The sequence below is a fragment of the Pseudomonas sp. LBUM1653 genome, from assembly GCF_059716115.1.
Genome location: NZ_CP166803.1, coordinates 6,499,329 through 6,519,034 on the forward strand (window position 1 = coordinate 6,499,329; position 19,706 = coordinate 6,519,034).

At 59.8% G+C, this 19,706-nt stretch carries 13 protein-coding genes and 1 tRNA gene; 10 read left to right on the top strand and 4 right to left on the bottom strand.

The features are described from left to right. The first annotated feature begins 20 nt into the window (after window positions 1–20). The 5 genes from rpsU (at window position 21) to ACA054_RS29470 (ending at window position 8,571) form a co-directional block, all read left to right on the top strand. Window positions 21–236, top strand: a complete 216-nt coding sequence (gene rpsU / locus ACA054_RS29450; protein ID WP_002551877.1) for a 30S ribosomal protein S21 — start codon at window positions 21–23, stop codon at window positions 234–236. Between the two features lie 481 nt (window positions 237–717). Further along, a complete protein-coding gene (gene dnaG / locus ACA054_RS29455) occupies window positions 718–2,697 on the top strand; it encodes a DNA primase (protein WP_497687273.1) in 1,980 nt (659 codons plus the stop codon). Between the two features lie 67 nt (window positions 2,698–2,764). Further along, the gene (gene rpoD / locus ACA054_RS29460) at window positions 2,765–4,612 is read left to right on the top strand and encodes an RNA polymerase sigma factor RpoD (protein ID WP_497687274.1); all 1,848 of its coding nucleotides are present in this window, start codon (window positions 2,765–2,767) and stop codon (window positions 4,610–4,612) included. Between the two features lie 122 nt (window positions 4,613–4,734). Continuing rightward, a complete protein-coding gene (locus ACA054_RS29465; protein WP_497687275.1) occupies window positions 4,735–8,481 on the top strand; it encodes a bifunctional diguanylate cyclase/phosphodiesterase in 3,747 nt (1,248 codons plus the stop codon). Window positions 8,482–8,494: 13 nt separating this feature from the next. Beyond that, window positions 8,495–8,571 (top strand) — tRNA-Ile (locus ACA054_RS29470). Window positions 8,572–8,635: 64 nt separating this feature from the next. Here the strand turns inward: ACA054_RS29470 and ACA054_RS29475 are convergent. Then, a complete protein-coding gene (locus ACA054_RS29475; RefSeq protein ID WP_497687276.1) occupies window positions 8,636–9,037 on the bottom strand; it encodes a type II toxin-antitoxin system HicB family antitoxin in 402 nt (133 codons plus the stop codon). A gap of 517 nt (window positions 9,038–9,554) precedes the next feature. Between ACA054_RS29475 and ACA054_RS29480 the strand changes: the two genes are divergently transcribed. After that, entirely contained in the window at window positions 9,555–9,863 is a 309-nt protein-coding gene (locus ACA054_RS29480) for a DUF3077 domain-containing protein (RefSeq protein WP_497687277.1), read from the top strand. Window positions 9,864–9,870: 7 nt separating this feature from the next. Here ACA054_RS29480 and ACA054_RS29485 read toward each other — a convergent pair whose 3' ends face one another. The 3 genes from ACA054_RS29485 to ACA054_RS29495 form a co-directional block, all read right to left on the bottom strand. After that, window positions 9,871–10,548 (bottom strand): zinc metalloprotease, encoded by a 678-nt coding sequence (locus tag ACA054_RS29485; protein ID WP_497687278.1) that lies wholly within the window; start codon window positions 10,546–10,548, stop codon window positions 9,871–9,873. Between the two features lie 89 nt (window positions 10,549–10,637). Further along, window positions 10,638–11,291, bottom strand: coding sequence for a glycosyltransferase family 25 protein (locus ACA054_RS29490; protein WP_497687279.1), 654 nt, complete (start codon window positions 11,289–11,291; stop codon window positions 10,638–10,640). A gap of 186 nt (window positions 11,292–11,477) precedes the next feature. Then, complete coding sequence (locus tag ACA054_RS29495) at window positions 11,478–13,835, bottom strand: glucose/quinate/shikimate family membrane-bound PQQ-dependent dehydrogenase (RefSeq protein WP_497687280.1); 2,358 nt, start codon at window positions 13,833–13,835, stop codon at window positions 11,478–11,480. Window positions 13,836–14,018: 183 nt separating this feature from the next. Here ACA054_RS29495 and ACA054_RS29500 point away from each other — a divergent pair, with 183 nt between their 5' ends. The 4 genes from ACA054_RS29500 (at window position 14,019) to pqqF (ending at window position 19,670) form a co-directional block, all read left to right on the top strand. Continuing rightward, window positions 14,019–14,480 (top strand): Lrp/AsnC family transcriptional regulator, encoded by a 462-nt coding sequence (locus tag ACA054_RS29500; protein ID WP_497687281.1) that lies wholly within the window; start codon window positions 14,019–14,021, stop codon window positions 14,478–14,480. Window positions 14,481–14,702: 222 nt separating this feature from the next. After that, the gene (locus ACA054_RS29505) at window positions 14,703–16,385 is read left to right on the top strand and encodes a flavin monoamine oxidase family protein (RefSeq protein WP_497687282.1); all 1,683 of its coding nucleotides are present in this window, start codon (window positions 14,703–14,705) and stop codon (window positions 16,383–16,385) included. A gap of 12 nt (window positions 16,386–16,397) precedes the next feature. Further along, the gene (locus tag ACA054_RS29510) at window positions 16,398–17,192 is read left to right on the top strand and encodes a carbon-nitrogen hydrolase family protein (RefSeq protein ID WP_497687283.1); all 795 of its coding nucleotides are present in this window, start codon (window positions 16,398–16,400) and stop codon (window positions 17,190–17,192) included. 48 nt (window positions 17,193–17,240) lie between these two features. After that, window positions 17,241–19,670 carry a pyrroloquinoline quinone biosynthesis protein PqqF gene (gene pqqF / locus ACA054_RS29515; RefSeq protein WP_497687284.1) on the top strand — a complete coding sequence of 810 codons (2,430 nt, stop codon included), beginning with the start codon at window positions 17,241–17,243 and terminating at the stop codon, window positions 19,668–19,670. Window positions 19,671–19,706: the final 36 nt, after the last annotated feature.

The following is a 19,706-nucleotide window of genomic DNA, read 5'->3' on the forward strand; positions in this document are numbered from 1 at the left end:
ATGAATGAAGGTAGCTCTGGATGCCAGCCGTCAAAGTAAAAGAGAACGAACCCTTCGACGTAGCTCTGCGTCGTTTCAAGCGCTCCTGCGAAAAAGCCGGTGTACTGGCTGAAGTTCGTAGCCGCGAATTTTACGAGAAGCCAACTTCTGAGCGTAAGCGCAAAGCAGCAGCCGCTGTTAAGCGTCACGCCAAGAAAGTTCAGCGCGAACAGCGCCGCGCCGTTCGTCTGTACTAATACACAGACGATCGTAGCAAGCTTCTGCCAAGCCCGGCTCCAAGCCGGGCTAATGGCATTTGCGTAAAACGCTTGATGCTTCACCGTCGAAGCCGCAGACGCGACCGAGACAAATCTGCTTCACTGCGTCAGACCTGGCTCTTTTGCCAGCGGTGCACGTCATTTCTGACGAGCCTTTCAAGGCTACTGACGAGCACACCCACTGATTCCTCTCACGACGATCAGCCCAAGGCACCTGTTTGCGTGCCGAATAACGAGCTATCCGAGGCCATTGACTGGCCGCAGCCGGATTCAGCGCAACATTTTCAAATAGTCGAATACTGATGGGTAATACGTCAGTGGATTTTCGGCAGATACACTTCCCGAAAGCGATCATGCAGGCGATACCGGTCGAGCCGCACACATTGCGCGCCTCAAGCAATGACCCGCGCTCAGCTACCCTTCGCTTCGGTCCCTTTTCAGCGCAGACGACGAGAACGCCATGGCCGGGCTAATTCCCCAGAGCTTCATTGACGACCTTCTGAACCGCACCGACATCGTCGACGTGGTCAGCTCGCGCCTGCAACTGAAAAAGGCCGGCAAGAACCACACTGCCTGCTGCCCGTTCCATAAAGAGAAAACCCCCTCTTTCAGCGTGAGCCCCGACAAGCAGTTCTATTACTGCTTCGGCTGCGGCGCTGGCGGTAATGCCCTGGGCTTCATCATGGACCACGACAACCTGGACTTCCCCCAGGCTGTCGAGGAACTGGCCAAAGCCGCCGGGATGGAAATCCCCCGCGAAGAAAGCGGGCGCCCGCACAAGCCGCGCCAGCCAACCGATTCGCCGCTGTATCCGCTGCTCACGGCCGCCGCCGACTTCTATCGTCAGGCCCTGAAAAGTCATCCGGCGCGCAAAGCCGCCGTGGACTACCTGAAAGGTCGAGGGCTGACCGGTGAAATCGCCCGGGACTTCGGCCTCGGCTTTGCACCACCTGGCTGGGACAACCTGTTCAAGCACTTGAGCAGCGACACCCTGCAACAAAAAGCCATGATCGATGCCGGCCTGCTGATCGAGAACGCCGAAACCGGCAAGCGCTACGACCGTTTTCGTGATCGCGTGATGTTCCCGATCCGCGACAGTCGCGGGCGCATCATCGCCTTTGGTGGCCGGGTGCTGGGCGACGACAAGCCCAAGTACCTCAACTCGCCGGAAACCCCGGTCTTTCATAAAGGCCAGGAACTCTACGGTCTGTACGAAGCACGCAAGAACAACCGCAACCTCGACGAAATCATCGTCGTCGAGGGCTACATGGACGTCATCGCCCTCGCCCAGCAAGGCTTGCGCAATGCTGTCGCGACCTTGGGCACCGCAACCAGCGAAGAGCACATGAAGCGACTGTTTCGCGTCGTGCCCAGCGTGCTGTTCTGCTTCGACGGCGACCAGGCCGGCCGTAACGCTGCCTGGCGAGCCCTCGAAGCAACACTATCGAGCCTGCAGGATGGTCGTCGCGCCCGATTCCTGTTCCTGCCCGAAGGCGAGGATCCGGACACCCTGGTCCGCTCCGAAGGCACCGACGCCTTCCGTGCACGCATCAACCAGCATGCGCAGCCATTAGCCGATTATTTTTTCCAGCAATTAACGGAAGAAGCCGATCCGCGCTCACTCGAAGGCAAGGCCCACATGGCCACCTTGGCAGCACCGCTGATCGACAAAGTCCCGGGGGCCAACCTGCGCATCCTGATGCGTCAGCGCCTGAGCGAAATCACCGGCCTGAGCGGGGAAGCCGTCAGTCAGCTGGTGCAGAGCACCCCGCAAGAAGCGCAACCGGCCTACGATCCCGGCATCGATTACGACGCGATGCCCGATTACAGCGACTATCATCAGCCGCAATCGCAGGAAATGTACGCACCACAGCAGGAATGGACGCCGAAAAAACCCGGCGCGGGCGGCAAGAAGTGGGACAAGAAGCCGTGGGACAAGAACGGCAAACGTGGCGGTGATCGTGATCAACAGAACGCCCCGCGCAAACCGATTGCCGTCGAAGCTCCTACACTGATTGCGCTGCGCACGCTTATTCATCACCCGCAATTGGCCGGCAAGGTAGAAACCGCCAATCATTTCGCCAATGAGAGCAGCACCTATGGGCAATTGCTTGTAGCCCTCGTCGAGGCGGTGCAAAAAAATCCTAAGCTAAACTCTATTCAGCTAATGGCCCGCTGGCACGGGACCGAACAAGGCCGCCTGCTCAAGGCCTTGGCAGAAAAGGAATGGCTGATTGACGGCGACAACCTTGAACAACAGTTTTTAGACACCATTACTAGGTTATCAGCGGGTCAACACACCGATAGCCTGGAAGAACTCATCAGGAAAGCGAGGCAGCCAGGATTGACTGCCGAGGAAGCAAATCAGATCGCAAATCAGATGCGCGACCTATTAAAACGCAATATGGCTGTACCAAACCCGACCTCAACTGGCGCGTGAGGTCATAGCTCAGGTATAATCCTCGGCTTGTTTTTTGCCCGCCAAGACCTTCAGTGGATAGGGTGTTATGTCCGGAAAAGCGCAACAGCAGTCTCGTATCAAAGAGTTGATCACACTGGGTCGTGAGCAGGGCTACCTGACTTACGCGGAGGTCAACGACCACCTGCCGGAGGATATTTCAGATCCGGAACAGGTGGAAGACATCATCCGCATGATTAACGACATGGGGATCAACGTATTCGAGGTTGCGCCAGATAAGGATTCCCTTATGCTGGCCGACGCCGATACCGACGAAGCCGCGGCCGAAGAGGCAGCTGCTGCGTTGGCAGCGGTCGAGACCGACATTGGTCGCACTACCGACCCGGTGCGCATGTACATGCGCGAAATGGGTACGGTCGAGCTCCTCACACGTGAAGGCGAAATCGAAATCGCCAAGCGTATTGAAGAGGGCATCCGTGAAGTGATGAGCGCAATCGCGCACTTCCCTGGCACGGTTGATCATATTCTCTCCGAATACACTCGCGTCACCACCGAAGGTGGCCGCCTGTCCGACGTCCTGAGCGGTTATATCGACCCGGACGACGGTATTGCGCCGCCCGCAGCGGAAGTGCCGCCGCCGATCGACGCCAAGGCCGCGAAAGCGGATGATGATTCCGACGACGATGACGCCGAATCTTCCGATGACGAAGAAGAAGCCGAAAGCGGTCCAGATCCGATCATCGCCGCCCAGCGTTTTGGTGCCGTCGCCGATCAGATGGAAATCACCCGCAAGGCGCTGAAAAAGCACGGTCGCCACAACAAGCTGGCGATTGCCGAGCTGTTGGCCCTGGCCGAGCTGTTCATGCCGATCAAACTGGTTCCGAAGCAATTCGAAGGCCTGGTCGAGCGTGTGCGCAGTGCCCTGGATCGTCTGCGTCAGCAAGAGCGTGCAATCATGCAGCTCTGCGTCCGTGATGCGCGCATGCCGCGTGCCGACTTCCTGCGCCAGTTCCCGGGCAACGAAGTGGACGAAAGCTGGAGCGATGCACTGGCCAAAGGCAAAAGCAAATACGCTGAAGCCATTGGTCGCCTGCAGCCGGACATCATTCGTTGCCAGCAGAAGCTGACCGCGCTGGAAACCGAAACCGGTTTGACGATCGCCGAGATCAAGGACATCAACCGTCGCATGTCGATCGGTGAGGCCAAGGCCCGCCGCGCGAAGAAAGAGATGGTCGAAGCGAACTTGCGTCTGGTGATCTCCATCGCCAAGAAGTACACCAACCGTGGCCTGCAATTCCTCGACCTGATCCAGGAAGGCAACATCGGTCTGATGAAAGCGGTAGACAAGTTCGAATACCGTCGCGGCTACAAATTCTCGACTTATGCCACCTGGTGGATCCGTCAGGCGATCACTCGCTCGATCGCCGACCAGGCCCGCACCATCCGTATTCCGGTGCACATGATCGAGACGATCAACAAGCTCAACCGCATTTCCCGCCAGATGTTGCAGGAAATGGGTCGCGAACCGACCCCGGAAGAGTTGGGCGAACGCATGGAAATGCCTGAGGACAAGATCCGCAAGGTGTTGAAGATCGCTAAAGAGCCGATCTCCATGGAAACCCCGATCGGTGATGACGAAGACTCCCATCTGGGCGACTTCATCGAAGACTCGACCATGCAGTCGCCAATCGATGTCGCGACCGTTGAGAGCCTTAAGGAAGCGACCCGCGAAGTGCTGTCCGGTCTCACTGCCCGTGAAGCCAAGGTACTGCGCATGCGCTTCGGTATCGACATGAATACCGACCACACCCTCGAGGAGGTTGGTAAGCAGTTCGACGTGACCCGTGAACGGATTCGTCAGATCGAAGCCAAGGCGCTGCGCAAGCTGCGCCATCCGACGAGAAGCGAGCACCTGCGCTCCTTCCTCGACGAGTGACACCAGAACCCCCGGCCCAGGCCGGGGGTTTTGTTTTATGCAGATTAAATCCCCCGTTGCGCCCCACCCGCCGATTTGCCCGTCTACACTCGAAACATTCCCAGAGCCATAACGAGACCGTTATGCCCAGACTGCCGACCGTGTTTTTTTTGCTGTCGCTGATAACCTGGACCGCAACGGCTGGCGCGCTGACTCTAACCGACGAAGAACGTAGCTGGATTGCGGCCCACCCGGACCTGCGCCTGGGTGTCGATGCGTCCTGGCCGCCCTTTGAGTTTCGCGACGACCAGGGGCGTTACCAGGGCCTTGCGGCAGACTATATCGACCGTATTCGCCAGCGATTGGCCATCAAGCTCACGCCGATCGAGCCCGTGAGCTGGACGGTCGTTCTGGACCAGGCCAAACAAGGCAAACTGGACCTTTTGCCGGGCATCATGTCGACCCCGGAGCGCCAGGCCTACCTGTCATTCACGCGTCCCTACCTCGACTTCCCGATCGTCATCCTGGCGCACGTCGGAGGCGCCCAGCCGCGCAAACTCAAGGACCTGTATGGGTTGAAAATCGCCGTAGTGGAAAACTACGCACCTCATGAACTGCTGCGCACCCACAATCCCGATTTGAACCTGGTGGCGATGCCCAACGTCAGCTCGGCCTTGCAGGCGCTGGCCACCGATGAAGTGGACGCGGTGGTGGGCGATCTTGCCTCCAGCGTCTGGAGTTTGCGCCAGCTCAAGCTCGACGGGCTGTACGTCAGTGGCGAAACCCCCTACCGCTATCAGCTGGCCATGGGGGTACCCCGGGACAACAAAATACTGGTCGGCATTCTGGATAAAGTCCTGGCCGACATGTCGCCTGCTGAAATCAGTTCGATCCAGGAGCACTGGGTCGGCAACGTCCTCGATCATCGAACATTCTGGTCCGATCTGCTGATCTACGGCTTGCCTGGGCTACTGCTGCTGATCGCCGTGCTGGCAGCCGTGATCCGCGTCAACCGCCGCTTGAGCTCGGAAATTGCCCGCAGGGTCAACCTTGAGCAGGAACTGCGCAGTAGCGAATACCACTACCGCGGGCTGGTGGAGAGCCTGTCGGCCATCGCCTGGGAAGCGCGGGTGAGCGACTTCACCTACAGCTATGTGTCGCCCCACGCCGAAGACCTGCTCGGCTACCCCCTGTCCCATTGGCTGATCCCAGGTTTCTGGCGCAACATCATTCACCCCGCCGACCTCACCCGCGCGCAGAACTTCTGCGACCACGAAGTGTTGGCCGGGCGCGACCACAGCCTCGATTACCGGGTGATCACCGCTGACGGGCGTTGCCTGTGGGTCCGCGACATCGTCAGCCTGATCGAACACGGTCATGAGCCGGTAATGCGCGGCTTGATGATCGATATCAGCGAAACCAAACGTACCGAAGAAGCACTGCGCCTGTCTGAACAGAAGTTTGCCTCAGTGTTCCAGCAGTGCCCGGACATCCTGGTGATCGCACGCCTGAGCGACGGCTGCCTGCTGGAGGTCAACGAGGCGTTCGAGGAGCAGATCGGCCTCAGGGCCGAAGACGTCATCGGCCAGACCGCCACCGACCTTAATATCTGGGGCATCCCGGGTGTCGGGCCAGGGCTGCTACAGCGCTTGCAGGCCGGCAGCATCCGCAACCTGGAGATGCCCTTTCGCCGCAACAATGGCCAGGTGTTCACCGGCCTGATCTCTGCCGAACCGTTCGACCTCGATACGACCCCGGCGCTGGTGGTCGTGGTGCGAGACATCACCCAGCTCAAGGAAACCCAGCAACAACTGCAAACCTCCGAAGAAAAGTTCGCCAAGGCCTTCCACGCCTCCCCCGACGGCTTGCTGCTGTCGCGCCAGAGCGATGGCTTGCTGTTGGAGGTCAACGAGGGGTTCAGCCGCATCACCGGTTTCAACAGCGCGATGTCGGTCGATCGCTCGGCCCTGGACCTGGGGATCTGGGTCAACCTCAACGAGCGCAAACAAATGCTCGACCTGTTGCACCGGGACGGTTTCGTCCGCGATTTCAGCTGCCATATCCGCCGCAGCGACGGGCAGATCCGCCTCTGCGAGGTCTCCAGCCGTCCGCTGCCGATCGGTGACGACGACTGCATGCTGACCATCGCCCGGGATATCACCGAACGCCACCTGATGCAGGAAAAACTGCAACAGGCCGCCACGGTGTTCGAGAGCACCGCAGAAGGCGTATTGATCACCGATACCCAGCAACACATCAGTGCGGTCAACCGCGCCTTTACCGAAATCACCGGCTACAGCGAAAGCGAAGCACTGGGCCATACCCCGCGCCTGCTTGCCTCGGGCCTGCATGACAGCGCGTTCTACGCCGCCATGTGGCATCAACTGACCGACGAAGGTCATTGGCAAGGCGAAATTTCCAACCGACGCAAGAATGGCGAACTCTATCCGAGCTGGCTGACCATCAGCGCCGTGCGCAATCGTGACAACTTCATCACCCACTTCGTGGCCGTGTTCGCCGACATCTCCAGCCTCAAACACGCCCAGGCCAAACTCGACTACCAGGCTCACCACGACCCGTTGACCGGCCTGCCGAACCGCACGCTGTTCGAAAGCCGTTTGCTCAACGCGCTCAGTCACCAGAAGGAAAACGGCGGCCAGGGTGCAGTGCTGTTCCTGGACCTGGACCGTTTCAAGCACATCAACGACAGCCTCGGTCACCCGGTCGGCGATCTTTTGCTCAAGGGCATTGCCGTGCGCCTCAAGGACCAGTTGCGAGATATCGACACCGTCGCGCGCCTGGGCGGCGACGAATTCATCATCCTGCTCCCTGGCCTGCAGCAAGCCAGCGACGCCGACAACATCGCCACCAAACTGCTCAATTGCTTCACCGCGCCATTCCAGGCCGGCGAACATGAATTTTTCATCAGCTCAAGTATCGGTACCAGCCTCTATCCCAAGGACGGCAGCGACGTGGCCACGCTGATCAAAAACGCCGACGCGGCGATGTACCGCTCCAAGGCCAAAGGCCGCAACCGCGTCGAAAGCTATACCTGCGACCTCACCGCACAAGCCAGCGAGCGTGTGGCGCTGGAGCACGAACTGCGACGCGCCCTCGAGCGCAATGAGCTGCACCTGTGCTACCAACCCAAGATCAGCCTCGACGACTATCGCGTGGTGGGGGCCGAAGCGCTGATTCGCTGGCGTCATCCAACCTTCGGCGACGTACCTCCCGAACACTTCATCTCGCTTGCCGAAGAAAACGGCATGATCCTGCAGATCGGCGACTGGGTACTCGAAACCGCCTGCCGGCAGATGTTTGAATGGAACCAGATGTACGAAGGCCTGGGCCCGCTGTCGGTCAACCTCGCCGGTGCCCAGTTGCGCCAACCGAACCTGCTGGGGCGCATCGAGCAACTGCTCAAGGACAACCGCCTCCAACCCGGTTACCTGCAACTGGAAATCACCGAAAACTTCATCATGAGCCAGGCCGAAGAAGCGCTTGCGGTGCTGCACCAACTCAAACATCTGGGCGTGCAACTGGCGATCGACGACTTCGGGACCGGGTACTCCTCACTGAGTTACCTCAAGCGTCTGCCGCTGGACATTCTCAAGATCGACCAGTCCTTCGTCCGCGGCCTGCCGGACGACCCCCACGATGCCGCTATCGTGCGCGCCATCATCGCGCTCGGCCGCAGCATGCAATTCACGGTCATCGCCGAGGGCGTCGAAACCCAGGCGCAGCAGCAATTCCTGGCCGCCGAAGGCTGTGAACAGATCCAGGGCTACATCGTCAGCCTGCCCCTGCCACCCGACGAATTCGCCGCGACGTTTCTTCGTACAGCAGTAATAGATTTTTCGGATAGCACAGCCGCGAAACCGTCGCTATAATCCGCGACCACTGGGGCCTATAGCTCAGTTGGTTAGAGCAGAGGACTCATAATCCTTTGGTCCACGGTTCAAGTCCGTGTGGGCCCACCAAACAAGAAAGCCGCGCAATGCGCGGCTTTTGCGTGTCTGGCGTTTGATTTTCTCGTGCTGTGCGTCACACAGACAACTCACGCAACGCCGCCGTCGCCAAAAAACCTGACCGCGAGGCGTAGCGATGATCTTTTTGAACGCGCTCATCAATGCGGTGCAGTAGCTGCTCCGGTAAAGAGGCGTTGAACCGCACCGACTTACCCAAGTATGGCGTGAGATCAAAGTCGACTATCGCCCATACACCACCGGCAAAATCCGGATTATCCAAATGAGCATCGACCTCTTGTGCCTGGGGAAGCTTTTCCTGGTCGGCAACCAACCCTTCGAGGTGTAGCGCCAGCGCCTCGCGGACGTTGTCCAGCGCTTCGGAGAACGAGGCACCCGCCGAGAAGCAACCTGGCACATCAGGAACTGTCACGCTGTAGTCTGAGGCAGCATCTTTGTGTACTACCACTGGGAATTTCATTGCTCCTCCTCTGAATGAGCCCCTAAGAACTCATTCAACTCATCAGCCAGAACCCTCACTTGAGACCTGCTGATTTGGAAATACCGTAGCGGCACATACTCCATGTCGCCAATGGAATAAAAGGATTCACAGGCCTGGAAAATGGCTCGCCGCACTAGTTTTGATTTACTGAGGGTGTCGCAATATCGGATGACGTCCGTAAATCTTGTAGGCAAACTCCGAATCTCGCGTTTGGGCACTTTGCCGCCTTGTTGCGCTTTTCTTTGACGGGATAGTCTCTGGTCGTCGCTGAACATTCAGCGATCGGGCTTGGAAACCCGTCAGATCACAGTGCAACAGTAACCCTACCGCGATTCCAGACGTTCTTTACGATTGCGAATCCTGTGTTATGGCAGCTGTGCGTGGGACGCCTTCGGGCGTGCCGGTTCTGTGGTCTCCGGTTTTCCAACCTGCGCACAGCCGCCACCTATTCGCTTGGAAACGAACGTGGCGACTACTCTAATTTTGGAGTAAGACCATGACGAAAACAGATTCCTCAGCACCATCAGAACTGAAAACCATCGGCTTCACACCTTTCCTGTATCTCTCGAACCAACCGCTATTCCACGTGTGTCGCGACGTCCCCATCGCCGACGCGTTGGCCCAAGCCTCCGACCTGCTGTTCCTCGCCAAGTCCCTCACTGTGGATGCCGCCTACGCCCAAGACTCTGACCGCCACGCGTTGGCCGCGCACTATCTGACGACGATGAGCAAAGCGGTGATTGATGATGTGGTGAAGGTGCTGACGCGAAGACCCGTTCGAGCAGCGCCGAACCCTAAGGACTAATTTCGGTTCATCTATCGAAAACACGCCCCGACTTTTCGGGGCCTCCAATTCCAATAGACGGAATGGCCTGCACTGCCCGCAGCCGTTCAAGCATCTGCCCCGACAACACAACCTCATACGTATCTGCCGCCCGCCCCCACTGCTCCACGACAACCATGCCGTCTACCAAGACCGCTGCCAATTCGGCAATGGTCCCGGACAGTTCTTCTACGATGTCTTGAGTCCGCTGCCATGCGCGATCCGTCAGCGTTTTAAGCTCAGCCGTGATGCGCTCAGACGCCGCTGGATCGGTCTCGGGGTAGAGGATATTGCGCAGCAGATGCTGCAACTCCCTGATCTTTGCGTAATCCTGTTGCGCCCCCTGCTCGCCTTTGAGGATGGCCGTCGCTTTCGACTTGTCGACGCGTTTTCCGGCTGAATATTTTGCAGGCAGTGTCTGCGCTATCGCACCAGCCAGGAGGACCATCATCCGGGCCTCCAGATGTTGCTTCATGGCTTCTATCGACGAAATCGCCCGCACCAGGCTAATGGTCGCCCCGCCTTGATGCCGTAAGTCCATGGTCACTGTCAGGCTCACGCTGCCCGTGGCGAAACCCAAGGCGCGAGCCACGACGTAGTGGCCCATTTCGTGATGGGCAATCTCCCAGGCGTGATCCCGTACAGCAGGAGGCAATTTCTTCGTCATGACCTGTCCCCTCGCGCCACGGCCTCAATTGAGCATTCCTTTACGAGTTTTCATACATCACAGACCCAATGCGGGTCCAGGGTCAATCATCAAAACCTGAATCGAACCACGGTGCGCCAGATGTTTTTCCACACCGAGCGTTTGTGTTTCTTCCAGTTGCGCTCCCACCACTCATCTTCATTCATGGCGAGCGCCTCGATGTCGCTGCCTGCCACCGCCGCCGCGTGCTGGCGAAACAGCATGGGAAACACGCAATGTTGTTTGATCTGCCGTTTGAACAAGACATCGACTGGCTCTCCGACATAAGGTGTTTGAACCAGTACCTTGCAGCCTTCGCGGGAGATGATGTAGGCATGCAGCGCCACCACGTTGCCACGAGCAATGAACGGGAACCAGGTCAGCCATGTGCGACCCATGCTGTACCCCAGGTGCAGCGCTTGAAACCTGTGGCTGCGAATAAACCGGTTCACCCAGCACACCTGTGCCGGATGAAACCTGTAGGGCTTGGCATCGTCCTCGAAGATCAACACCCGTTGCCAACCTTCGGCCAGGATTTTTCTGGCCAGTGCCTGATGCGACTCGTAACAGCCTCGGATCGGGTCGCTGCAGCGCTGCGCGATGAAGAACTCGATCGGATTGGAAATGAGCGTTGCGACGGTGCTGCGGAATAGTTGCCGCCGATCATGGCGCTCACTCAGGGATATGCAGTACACGTGATCAACATCGAACGAGAGCCTTTTCATCCGCACCTTGGCACCTTCACAAACCTCTCCGCGACACGACGCCACGGAAAAAATCAATGATCGGCAAGTGGGCCCGCCGCGTATGTCAGACACGTCCTGAAATGGCGTTGCTTATTTCTCTCCCCGATTATCGCCCACGAAAAAGCCGCGACATTGCGCGGCTTTTTCGTACCAGGAACTCAGCCTTTATTTAGGCAATGCGTAGGCAATCACATAATCGCCACGGTCCGTCGACTGACGTGCGCCGCCAACGGTGAGCAGGATGTACTGCTTGCCGGTTTTCGGCGAAACATAGGTCATCGGCCCGGACTGGCTGCCCACCGGCAACCGCGCCTTCCAGATTTCGTTACCGTTGCCGGTATCGAAGGCGCGCAGGTAGAAGTCCTGGGTGCCGGCGAAGAACAGTAGGCCCGACTGGGTGGCGAGCGAGGCGCCGAGGGTCGGCATGCCGATCGGGATTGGCAGGTGCATGCGGATGCCCAGCGGGCCGGTGTCCTGCACGGTACCGACCGGTACTTGCCACATCAGTTTGTGGGTTTTGAGGTCAATGGCGGACATGGTGCCAAACGGTGGTTTCTGGCACGGAATACCGACCGCCGAGAGGAAGCGCTCGCGCATGGCGCCGAACGGCGTGCCTTCCTGGGGTACCACGCCCATTTCGATGCCACTGGCCCCGGCGCCGATCTTGTCGCGCGGGATCATGTAGTTGGCCAGGCCCAGGCGCATGTCGTTGACGAACATGTAGTGGGTGTTCGGGTCGACCGAGACACTGCCCCAGTTCATCCCGCCCAGCGAGCCCGGGAACTGCAGGGCGCGATCCATGCCCGGTGGGGTGTAGACGCCTTCATGGCGCATGCCTTTGAACTGGATGCGGCACATCAACTGGTCGAACGGGGTGGCCCCCCACATGTCGGATTCGGTCAGTGTCTTGTTGCCGATTGACGGCATATCCACCGAAAACGGCTGCGTCGGCGAGTAGCGTTCGCCAGGCACATGGCCCTGCGGCACCGGACGCTCTTCGACCCGCGCTATCGGTACGCCGGTTTCGCGATTGAGCAGGAAAATCTCGCCCTGCTTGGTGACTTGCGCCAAGGCAGGCTGGGTGCCGCCCTTGTCGTCGGGCACGTCATATAGCAGCGGTTGTGCGGGCAGATCGAAGTCCCACAGATCGTTGTGGGTGGTCTGGAAGTGCCAGCGTACCTGACCGGTTTTCACGTCGATGGCAACGATGGACGAGTTCCACTTGTCGTCCATGGCGGTACGCTGACCGCCGAAGAAGTCCGGTGTCGCGTTGCCGGTAGGCAGGTAGACCAGACCGAGCTTGGCGTCGTAGGACATTGCCGACCAGACGTTCGGTGTCCCCCGGGTGTAGGTCTCGCCGGCCGGTGGGCGTTTGGTGATGTTCGGGTTTCCCGGATCCCACGCCCACACCAACTCGCCGCTGCGCACGTCGTAGGCGCGGACCACACCTGGCGGTTCGCCGGTGGAGTAGTTGTCGGCGACACGGCCACCGACGATCACCACGTCCCCTGCGACCAACGGCGTCGAGGTCTGCTGGTAGTAGCCGGGCTTCACTTCACCCATGTCGGTGGTCAAGTCGACGGTGCCCTGGTTGCCGAACTCTTCGCATGGCTTGCCGGTTCCGGCATTGATGGCGATCAGGCGGGCATCGCCGGTCGGCAGGAACAGACGTTTCGTACAAGCGCTTGGCTGCTCGGCTACAGGTGCAGCGCCAGCATCGAAGTAACCCAGGCCACGGCAGCGCTGCCAGTTGGGCGCGGTGCCTTGCGGGTCAAACTTCCAGCGCTGGACGCCGGTGTCGGCGTCCAGGGCGAAAACCTTGCCGTACGCGGTGCAGGTGTAGACCGTGTCACCGATCTGCAACGGGGTGTTTTGGTCCTCGGCTCCGGCGCCGGTGCTTTGCGGGATATCCCCGGTGCGGAAGGTCCAGGCCACCTGCAACTTGTCGATGTTGCCTTTGTTGATCTGGTCCAGCGCGGCAAAGCGGTTGCCGGCGGTGGTGTTGCCCCAATGCGCCCAGTCTTTCTGTTCGGTACCCGGTACCACCGGCGTTACCGCCGGCTCAGTGGTGGCCTTGACCACCGGAGTCGGTACGAACATGTAAGCCAGCGTCGCGACAACACCGACACCCAGCAGCCCGGCCAGGCCATAGGCGCCTCGCCCTGTGGTTGCGCCCGAAGCGCGTACCAGCGTCGGATAAATCAAGGCGACAACCAGGCCGATGACGGTAAACGTCAGCACGCGCGAGACCAGTGGCCAATACTCGAAACCGGCATCCCACACCGCCCACACGGCCGTTAGGATCAGCGCCAGACCATACAACCACGCCCCCAGCGGTCTACGCCGGGAGATCATCAGCCCCGAGACCAGCATCGCCAGGCCCATTAGCAGGAAATACCAGCTGCCGCCGAGCGCGATCAGATAGCCGCCGCCACCGGCCAGGCCGAGCCCGATCAGTGCTATCAGGACACCCAGCCCCGTCAGCAGCCATTTGCTGCCGGCGGCAGCCCCAGAATTATTCATGTCGGAAATTTTCCCCATTTGTGACAAGGCGGAATAATGTACTACCTAGTTACTTATGGCAATTTGTCGCAGGCAGAAATGTCATGAACGGTACTGAGACTAGATCAGACAGCCGTCGCGAGCGCTGTGCGGGATGTGCCTGTAACATGCCTGGACATTGATCCATGCCGCTGGAGACCGCCCTTGCCTGACATTCGCCCGCCCGCTCTTGACGAAATCGACCGTCAGTTGATTGCGGCCCTGCAGATCAACGCCCGCGAAAGCGTGGCCATGCTCGCCCGGCAACTGGGCATCGCCCGGACCACCGTCACCTCGCGCCTGGCACGCCTGGAAAAGGCCAAGGTCATCACCGGCTACGGCGTGCGGCTCGGCCAGCGCGTGGTCGATGGCGGGCTGCAGGCGTATGTGGGGATTACCGTGCAGCCGCGCTCCGGCAAGGAAGTACTGCGGCGCCTGAGTGCGATGGCCCAGGTGCAGCAGTTATGTGCGGTGAGTGGCGAATTTGATTATGTGGCTTGGTTGCGCAGCGATTCGCCGGAGCAACTGGATCAGTTGCTGGATCAGATTGGCAGTGTCGATGGGGTGGAGAAGACGACGACGTCGATCATCTTGAGTAGCAAGATTGATCGGGGACAGCCTGTTTGAGTTTTCAGGCCTGGATTCATCGGTGAATGAACTAGCGCTATCGCGAGCAAGCTCGCTCCCAGATTGGTCGGTGTGCACATCCACATCGTCATATTGACCAATAAAATTGCAAAATGACGACACTTTGCTTCTTATTAACGAGTTCTACGCTCTCTAGAATGGCTGACATCTTTTCCTATACTCAGATGCGCATTCCGCGTCGGGTCGCCAGCAAGGTCAGCCATGAACAAGAACAATCGCCATCCTGCAGACGGTAAAAAACCAGTCACCATTTTCGGTCCGGACTTTCCTTTCGCCTTCGACGACTGGATCGAACACCCGGCCGGCCTGGGCAGCATTCCCGAGCACCATCACGGTGCCGAAGTGGCGATTGTCGGCGCCGGTATCGCAGGATTGGTGGCCGCGTACGAATTGATGAAGCTTGGCCTCAAGCCCGTGGTCTATGAGGCCTCGAAGTTGGGCGGTCGCCTGCGCTCCCAAGCGTTCAATGGCACCGATGGCATCGTCGCCGAGTTGGGCGGCATGCGCTTTCCGGTATCGTCCACCGCGTTCTATCACTATGTCGACAAGCTGAACCTTGAAACCAAACCCTTCCCCAACCCGCTGACACCTGCCTCCGGCAGCACCGTCATCGACCTGGAAGGCAAGACCCATTACGCACAGAAACTGGCGGATCTTCCTGCACTGTTCCAGGAAGTGGCTGACGCCTGGGCCGATGCCCTGGAAGCTGGCTCGCAGTTCGCTGATAGCCAGCAGGCCATCCGCGACCGCGACGTACCGCGCCTCAAGGAACTATGGAACACCCTCGTGCCGCTGTGGGACGACCGCACCTTCTACGATTTCGTTGCCACCTCCAAAGCCTTCGCCAAGCTGTCGTTCCATCACCGCGAAGTGTTCGGCCAGGTCGGTTTCGGTACCGGTGGCTGGGACTCGGACTTCCCCAACTCGATGCTGGAAATCTTCCGCGTGGTGATGACCAACTGCGACGATCACCAGCATCTGGTGGTCGGTGGTGTGGAACAAGTGCCGCAGGGCATCTGGCGCCATGTCCCGGAACGCTGCGTGCACTGGCCGCAGGGCACCAGCCTCAAGTCGTTGCACAGTGGTGCCCCACGTTCCGGCGTGAAGAAAATCGCCCACGCGCCGGACGGCCGTTTTGCGGTCACCGACAACAACGGCGACACCCGCGAATACGCCGCGGTACTGACCACCTGCCAGAGCTGGCTGCTGACCACCCAGATCGAATGCGACGAAACCCTGTTCTCGCAGAAGATGTGGATGGCCCTGGACCGCACCCGCTACATGCAGTCGTCGAAAACCTTCGTGATGGTCGACCGCCCGTTCTGGAAGGACAAAGACCCGGAAACCGGCCGCGACCTGATGAGCATGACCCTCACTGATCGCCTGACCCGCGGCACTTACCTGTTCGATAACGGCGACGACAAGCCCGGGGTGATTTGCCTGTCGTATTCGTGGATGAGCGACGCGTTGAAAATGCTCCCGCATCCGGTGGAAAAGCGCGTAAAACTGGCGTTGGATGCGCTGAAAAAGATCTACCCGAAAGTCGACATCGCCGCGCGAATCATCGGCGATCCGATCACCGTGTCCTGGGAAGCCGACCCGCATTTCCTCGGCGCCTTCAAGGGTGCCCTGCCCGGCCACTACCGCTACAACCAGCGCATGTACGCGCATTTCATGCAGGACGACATGCCGGCCGAGCAGCGCGGGATTTTCATCGCCGGCGACGACGTGTCATGGACGCCGGCCTGGGTCGAAGGCGCGGTGCAGACCTCGCTCAATGCGGTGTGGGGCATCATGAAACACTTCGGCGGTGCAACTCACGCCGAGAATCCGGGTCCAGGAGATGTGTTCAACGAGATCGGTCCGATCGCCCTGCCCGAGTAAGAGGAATCCGAAATGCGCGTAGCCCTTTACCAATGTCCACCGTTGCCCCTGGATGTCGCCGGCAACCTTCAGCGCCTGCATCAGCTGGCACTGGAGGCAAAGGGCGCCGACTTGCTGGTACTGCCGGAGATGTTCCTGACCGGCTACAACATCGGCGTCGATGCCGTCAGTGTACTGGCGGAGGTGCACAACGGTGAATCGGCGCAACAGATTGCGCGCATTGCCAAGGCCACCGGGATCGCCATTTTGTATGGCTATCCCGAACGCACCGGGGACGGACAGATCTACAACGCCGTGCAACTGATCGACGCCAATGGCGAGCGTCTGTGCAATTACCGCAAGACGCACCTGTTCGGTGACCTCGACCGTTCGATGTTCAGTGTCGGCACCGACGACTTCCCCATCGTTGAACTCAACGGCTGGAAGCTCGGGTTCCTGATCTGCTACGACCTCGAGTTTCCGGAAAACGCCCGGCGCCTGGCCCTGGCCGGTGCCGAACTGATACTGGCACCGACGGCCAACATGATCCCGTTCGATTTCATCGCTGACGTCACCGTCCGCGCCCGGGCTTTCGAGAATCAGTGCTATGTGGCGTATGCCAACTATTGCGGGCACGAAGGCGATATCCACTACTGTGGCCAAAGCAGCATCGCCGCACCGGATGGCAGCCGCATCGCCCAGGCGGGACTCGATGAGGCGCTGATTGTCGGTGAGCTGGACCGCCAGTTGATGGTCGACTCCCGCGCCGCCAATCGCTACCTGACCGATCGCCGCCCCGAGCTTTACGGCGCGCTGAACAAGCGCTGAACCACCGTTATCCGCTAGCATTGGCACTTCTCTGTTCTGGAAGTGCTCATGCCTGCGCTGAATCACCCTCGCCCCCACACTGAAACCCTGGCCAACGGCTTGCGGGTGACGCTGCGTCATGCCCCGGATTTGAAGCGCTGCGCGGCGGCGTTGCGGGTTGCCGCCGGCAGCCATGATGTGCCATTGGCGTGGCCAGGCCTGGCGCACTTTCTGGAACACCTGCTGTTTCTCGATACCGAGCGCTTTGCCGCCGATCAAGGGCTGATGGCCTACGTCCAGCGTCACGGCGGCCAGGTGAATGCGCAAACCTGCGAGCGCACCACCGATTACTTTTTCGAGCTGCCACCCCAGGCGTTTGCCAAGGGCCTGGAAAGACTGGCAGACATGCTCGCCCATCCACGCATGAACCTGGATGACCAGCGCCGGGAACGGGAAGTGTTGCACGCGGAATTCATCGCCTGGTCGCAGGATGGCGCGGCTCAGCAGCAGCTGGCCTTGCTGGGCGGGCTTAGCGACGCTCATCCGTTGCGCGGTTTTCATGCCGGCAACCGCGACAGCCTGCCGGTGCCGCAACCCGATTTCCAGCAGGCCTTGCAGGATTTTTATCAGCGCTATTACCAGACCGGGCAAATGACCTTGAGCCTTGCCGGTCCCCAGAGCCTTGATGAGTTGAGGCTGTTGGCCGAAGCATTCGGCAAGGTCATTGCCAAGGGCGAGAAGGTCGCGCAACAAGCCCCCGCACCGCTGATGGCTGGGGCGGGGAACCGTTATCAACAGGCTGGCGAGCATCGGCTGGACCTGCTGTTTGCCCTTGAAGCACTGCCCGACTCATCGCCCGAGGCGCTGGACTTTCTGTGCCATTGGCTGAACTCTGCGAAACCCGGTGGACTGCTGGCTGAATTGCGAAAACAGGACCAAGTTGAAAACCTCAAGGCAAGGCCCTTGTATCAGTTCGCCGGACAGGCCTTGCTGCACATTGAATTCACACTGCCTGCCAATGCACCGGCGACCGGCATTGGCGAGCAATTGCAGGACTGGCTGGGCTTTTTCGCCCGCCAGGACTGGCGCGGGTTGCGCGAGGAATACGCGGCGCTGCGCCAGCGCCAGCGAGGTGTCAGCAGTGCCTTGCAGCTGGCCCGGCAGGACAGCGAAGAGCGCGAAACAGGGTTATCCGAAGTCGGTGTGATTGTCCTCAAGGCTATTCTGGAACAAATCGGCGCTGTGGATAACTTCCACGGCCCGTGGCAGCTGCCCGCACCCAATCCGTTCCTGCACACCGATGCGGCTACTCCCAACGCAGGCCTGATTCGCGGACAAACCAGTGCCCACCGGGGCCTGCGCACTTTTGCTCAAGACCGCTCGCGCAGTCGCCGCGAACGTTCACCGATGCAATTCAGCCAGGCGCTGCCGGATAACGGCACTGAAGGCGCGGTGTACCTGCGCTGGCGCCTGGAGGCGGCCCCCAGCGCCAGCCTTCAATCGCGCCTGGACAACAACCTGCAAGCGTTGCGCGAAGACGCCGGTCAGGCCGGTGTGGATTTTTCCTTCGGTGCATCGGGCAATCAATGGCTGTTGAAATTGACCGGCCTGCAAGCGCCGATGCCCACCGTCCTCGAACACGCGCTGAACTTGCTCACCCAACCTGATGCCGCGCTCTCACAGCAATCACCGGCCCGCCCCGCCTTGATGCCGATACGACAACTACTCAAGGTGCTGCCCGATCTCTGCCTTGAGCCATCGGCCGAATCGGACAACCTGGAGCAACTGTGGTCGAGTGCTCGCTGGACCGGCCTTGCAACCGGTTTTTGCGCCCAGACTCAAGCGGTCATGGGGCTGGCTTTGAGCCGAGTGCCGGGCACTGCGGATACGCAACTAGCAGCGACATCGACAATTCATGCGCAGCACCTGTGGAGCACCGTAGAAGCCGACTCCAGCGACCACGCGCTGTTGCTGTTCTGTCCGACAGCCAGCCAGGAATTAGCCGACGAAGCCGCATGGCGTTTGCTCGCCCATGTCTGTCAGACGCCGTTCTATCAGCGCCTGCGGGTGGAGTTGCAACTGGGCTATGCGGTGTTCAGTGCCCTGCGACAGGTTCACGGGCAGACCGGGTTGCTGTTCGGTGTGCAATCGCCGAATGTTGCCGCGGCGGTACTCTTGCAGCACATCGAACAGTTCCTGAACGGATTGCCGGCACTGATTCAGGCCCTCGACGAGAGCGCCTTCGTCGCCCAACGCCAAGCCTTGGTGGATCAGTTTTCCAGCGCCACCCTGACCACAAGCCAAACCGCCGAACTGCTCTGGCAGGGCAAGTTGGCTGGCCGCCCGTCGGATTATCTGACGCAGTTGCCCCAGGCCATTCTCCTGACCGATCGCGTCGCGCTGCTGGCCGCGGTTCAGCGCTTGAATCGGGCCGCAGGGGGCTGGCGCTGCCTGGCGAACAGCCCTGCACCCGGCGCGCCCTGGCAAGCGACAAAATGATCATTACCCAGACTGTAAGGAGCTTTTTCAAAGTTT